At 71.3% G+C, this 3,866-nt stretch carries 5 protein-coding genes; 1 reads left to right on the top strand and 4 read right to left on the bottom strand.

What is annotated here, in order from left to right; genetic code table 11:
* From VI238_RS12330 to VI238_RS12315, 4 genes are all read right to left on the bottom strand, one after another.
* On the bottom strand, nucleotides 1-498 hold a 498-nt coding region (locus VI238_RS12330; RefSeq protein WP_331651769.1), incomplete at its 3' end, for a hypothetical protein.
* Nucleotides 499-587: 89 nt separating this feature from the next.
* Nucleotides 588-890, bottom strand: a complete 303-nt coding sequence (locus tag VI238_RS12325) for an antibiotic biosynthesis monooxygenase family protein (RefSeq protein WP_331651768.1) — start codon at nucleotides 888-890, stop codon at nucleotides 588-590.
* 5 nt (nucleotides 891-895) lie between these two features.
* On the bottom strand, nucleotides 896-2,926 hold the full coding sequence (locus tag VI238_RS12320) for an acetyl/propionyl/methylcrotonyl-CoA carboxylase subunit alpha (RefSeq protein WP_331651766.1): 2,031 nt from the start codon (nucleotides 2,924-2,926) through the stop codon (nucleotides 896-898).
* 8 nt (nucleotides 2,927-2,934) lie between these two features.
* Nucleotides 2,935-3,330, bottom strand: coding sequence for a VOC family protein (locus VI238_RS12315; RefSeq protein ID WP_331651764.1), 396 nt, complete (start codon nucleotides 3,328-3,330; stop codon nucleotides 2,935-2,937).
* A 35-nt stretch (nucleotides 3,331-3,365) separates the two neighbouring features.
* Here VI238_RS12315 and VI238_RS12310 point away from each other — a divergent pair.
* The coding region (locus VI238_RS12310) for a tetratricopeptide repeat protein (protein WP_331651762.1) at nucleotides 3,366-3,866 on the top strand (501 nt) is incomplete at its 3' end.

Genomic DNA, 3,866 nt, shown 5'->3' with positions numbered 1-3,866 from the left:
TTCGTTGCGCCCCTTCTGCACGGTGCCTTCGAGCGCGCCGTCGATGACGAGCTTGGCGGCCTTCGCGTCGTCCACCTTGCGCACTTCGAGGCGGTCGCCGCGCACGCGGTACTTGGCGAAGAAGAACGACTTCTGCGGCGGCGGATCGATGTCGTACGGCGCCTTGAGGTCGATGAGGCCGCGCACCGCGGCGTCGGACACGACGAGGTAATCGTCGCCGTGCGCGTGCACGTAGTTGACCGGAATGCGCGTGCGCTTGAGCGGCCCGCCGGCTTCGGGCTGCTCGATCAGCGTGAACGCGCAGGCTTCGTCGACCGCGAAGCCGCTCAAATGGCGCTCGCCGTCGGCGCGGCGCAGGTCGTCACCGGCCTCGAACCAGAGCCCCTTCCACGCGGTGTCGCAGGTCTCGATGTTGTCGCCGAGCGGCGACTCGAAGCGTGTCTCGACGCAGGCGCCGAGCAGCGCGCACGCGAGCGCGAGCGACAGGATGCGGGTCATCGGAACAAGGATCATCGAACGCATCGATCGGTAACTCCGGGATTCATCGTCGTGCGAGTGGACACGTCCGGCCATCGGCAGCCGCACGATCATTCGACGACCGTGTGCAAGCCGAGCCATGCTTCGTCGCACGTATAGGCTTCGCAGCGGCGATCAAGCGCCGCGTAGTCGTCCGCGAGCAGCGCCTTCGCGCGCTCGTAGTCGCCTTCGCTGCGCCAGCGATCGATCGTGAGCCAGGTGGCGGGCTCGCCGTGCAGCTTCAGGAGCTCCGTGCCCGCGTAGCCTTCGGCGCGCTCGAACAGGCGCGCCCAGTCGCCGCGCGGGCCGTACGCGCGCTCGAACGCGTCGGTCCTGTCGGGCTGCACGCGAAAGCGCCAGATCGTCGCGACCATCGCCGTTACCCGGCTTCGACGAGGCGCACGAGCACCGCATCGGCCTCGACGAAATCGCCGGCTGCAGCCTGCACCGCGTCGACGACGCCCGCGCGCGGCGCTTTCAGGCTGAGTTCCATCTTCATCGCCTCCATCACGAGGAGTTCCTCGCCTTCGCCGACCTCGTCGCCGGCGCGCGCCTTGACCACGACGACGCGACCGGGCATCGGTGCGACGACGCGGTCGCCGCTCGTCGCCGCGGCCGCCGCGTACGCATACGCGGGAGCGTGCGTCCAGCTGCGACGGTGCTGGCCGTCGTGCACGGTCACGCGCTCGTCGTCGAGCACCGCGTGCCAGCGCTGCACGACGCCGTCGAACGACGCCGACAGCACGCCGTCGCGGAGCGAGGCGCGCTCGACGCTGCAATGGACACCGCCGGCTTGGAGCGCGTAGTGGCCGCGCGCACCGTGCGCGCCGATTTCGACGCGCGTACCGCGGTCGAGCAACGCAACGATGCGCCGGCCCGGATGGCCGAGACGCCAGCCGTCCGCCTGCGCCCATGGGGAATGCGGGTCGGCGGTTGCGAGCGCGCGCCGCGGCGCGGCGACTTCCTCGTGCAGCAGCCAGGCGACCGCGGCCGCGAACAGGCCGGGCGCGACGGCGTCGGCATCCGCGGGCGGCGCGAGGAACTCGTCGAGGTGGCGGTCGAGGTATCCGGTGTCGATGCGCCCCTCGACGACCGCCGGATGGCGCACGAGCCGTTCGAGGAACTCGACGTTCGACTTCGGTCCGGCCACGACGCACGCGGCGAGGGCTTCGCGCATGCGCACGAGCGCCGCCTCGCGCGTCGCGTCCCAGGTGACGAGCTTGGCGATCATCGGGTCGTAGAAGATCGTCACGGCGTCGCCCTCGACGACGCCCGAATCGATGCGCACGTGCGCCGACGGCGCCGGCAGGTGCAGCTTCTCGAGCGTGCCGGAGCCGGGCAGGAAGCCCTGCTCGGGATCCTCCGCGTACAGGCGCAGCTCGATCGCGTGCCCGTTCGCGGGCACCGACGTGTTGCGGATCAGCGAAGCAGGCAGCGCCTCGCCCGCGGCGACCCGCAGCTGCAGCTCGACGAGGTCGAGGCCGAGCACCATCTCGGTGACCGGATGCTCGACCTGCAGGCGCGTGTTGATCTCCATGAAATAGAAGTCGCCGCCGCTCTTGTGGGCGTCGGGGCCGACGATGAATTCGACCGTGCCCGCGTTGACGTAGTCGAGCGCGCGTGCGGCGGCGACCGCGGCTTCGCCCATCCGTTCGCGCAGCGAAGGCGTCATGAACGGGGAGGGCGTCTCCTCGAGTACCTTCTGGTAGCGGCGCTGCGCCGAACATTCGCGTTCGTTGAGGTGGACGATGTTGCCGTGGACGTCGCCGAACACCTGGAATTCGATATGGCGTGGCTGCTCGATGTAGCGTTCGAGCAGCACGCGCTCGCGGCCGAACGCGTTCCTCGCCTCGCGCTGGCAGCTTTCGAGGTTCGCGGCGAACTCGCTCGCCGAACGCACGATGCGCATGCCCTTGCCGCCACCGCCGTGCGCGGCCTTGATCATGAGCGGGAAGCCGATGCGCGCGGCTTCGCGCGCGAGCAGGTCGCTGTCCTGGTCCTCGCCGGTGTAGCCGGGCACGACCGGCACGCCACGCGCAGCCATCAGTTCCTTCGCGCCCGCCTTCGAGCCCATGCGCCGCATCGAGTCGGCCGCCGGGCCGATGAAGGCGAGTCCGGCGCGCTCGACCGCTTCGGCGAAGTCCGCGTTCTCGGACAGGAAGCCGTAGCCCGGGTGGATCGCCTGCGCGCCGCTCTCGCGCGCGACCTCGATGATCGCGTCGCCGCGCAGGTACGAATCGGCCGGGCGCGGCCCGCCGATCGGATACGCGGCGTCGGCGAGGCGCACGTGCTGCGCGGTCGCGTCGGCTTCGGAATGCACCGCGACGGTCTCGATGCCGAGGCGGCGGCAGGTGCGGATCACGCGGCAGGCGATTTCGCCGCGATTGGCGATCAGGATGCGCTTGAACATGGGCGGCTTCAGGCTGGCGGGGCGTGGCAGACGGCTTCGATGTTGTGGCCGTCGGGATCGAACACGAACGCGCCGTAGTAGTTCGCATGATAGTGCGGGCGCACCCCGGGCGCGCCGTTGTCGCGACCGCCGGCGGCGAGCGCCGCGCGATGGAACGCATCCACGGCCGCGCGCGACTCCGCTGCGAACGCGACGTGGGTCGAGCCGCTGCGCGCGGCGCCGGTGCCGGTGCCGATCCAGAACTGCGGGCGGCCCGGCGGGCCGAAGCCCGTGCCTTCGTAGCCGCCGCTCTGCGCCCGGGTGACGTCCTTGACCGGCGCGTAGCCGAGCGGTGCGAGCGCCTCGACGTAGAACGCGCGGCTGCGCGCGAAATCGCCTACCGCAAACCCGACATGATCGATCATCGCATCCTCCTGCTGCGCGGGGCGGTTACGGTAGCATGCGCGCTCGGCCGATGGTCGCGGCGGATGCGAGGACGGTGATGCAGCAGGGCACGGGCGCATGGCTCGAACGCGGGCGCGCTCAGGTGCTGCGCGGCGACGTCGATGGCGCGATCGCGACGTTCGTGGCCGCGCTCGCCGAGCATCCGGACTCGCCCGACCTCGTCGTTGCGCTCGCGGGCCTCGAATGGCAGCGCGGTCGCGTCGATGCCGCACGGGCGCGCCTGCAGGCGTTGCTCCGGCGCGAGCCGGGCCAGCTCGCGGCCGCCTTCCTGTTCGCCCGCATCGAGCGCGAGCAGGCGCGCACGGCGGCGGTCGAACGCACGCTGCGCGCCGTCGACTGGCGCGCGGCGCGTGTAGGCGATGCCATCCAGGCGATCGAGCTGCTCGACGACTGCGGGCGCAAGCGCGCCGCGCTCGACGTCGCCGAGGCGGCGATCGACGCGCATGGGGGCGATCCGCGCTTGCACGCGTACGCGGGCATGCTCGCGATGCAGCTC

Source organism: Dokdonella sp. (assembly GCF_036518555.1).
Taxonomy (GTDB): Bacteria; Pseudomonadota; Gammaproteobacteria; order Xanthomonadales; family Rhodanobacteraceae; genus Dokdonella_A.
Note: the sequence above shows the minus strand (reverse complement) of the source record. Positions and strands in the feature narration are given on the sequence as shown.

Excerpts from the sequence above, each read along its gene's own strand:
- VI238_RS12325 (WP_331651768.1), bottom strand. The coding sequence starts at position 890 with ATGGTCGCGACGATCTGGCGCTTTCGCGTGCAGCCCGACAGGACCGAC.
- VI238_RS12320 (WP_331651766.1), bottom strand. The coding sequence starts at position 2,926 with ATGTTCAAGCGCATCCTGATCGCCAATCGCGGCGAAATCGCCTGCCGC.
- VI238_RS12315 (WP_331651764.1), bottom strand. The coding sequence starts at position 3,330 with ATGATCGATCATGTCGGGTTTGCGGTAGGCGATTTCGCGCGCAGCCGC.